The following is a 251-nucleotide window of genomic DNA, read 5'->3' as shown; positions in this document are numbered from 1 at the left end:
CCCTTGCGGGCTGCCGACCCGCCGTTTGACCTTCCGCGGCCGCTGATGCCGAGCCTTCGGTTCTTCCATGAGCGGTGACCGTAGCCACTGACGGATCAGCTTGAGCACCGCTCCGTCGGCGATCCGCCACGCGACACACGCCATCAACTTATGATGCGGGATCGTGTCGAAGTCGCCTTTGAGATCGGCATCGTACACGCTGTTCAGTCCGTCCCTCACGCCTTCCTGCACCGCGTCGAGCGCATCATGCG

1 pseudogene is annotated in these 251 nt (G+C 63.7%); it reads right to left on the bottom strand.

Annotated features, from left to right (window positions below):
• A pseudogene (locus BQ17_RS22110) lies at positions 1 to 251 on the bottom strand (group II intron reverse transcriptase/maturase); the annotation flags it as partial.

The organism is Candidatus Thiosymbion oneisti (assembly GCF_900092655.1).
Classification (GTDB): Bacteria; Pseudomonadota; Gammaproteobacteria; order Chromatiales; family Chromatiaceae; genus Thiosymbion; species Thiosymbion oneisti.
The sequence above is the reverse complement of the archived record's forward strand: the minus strand, read 5'-3'. Positions and strand labels throughout refer to the sequence as shown.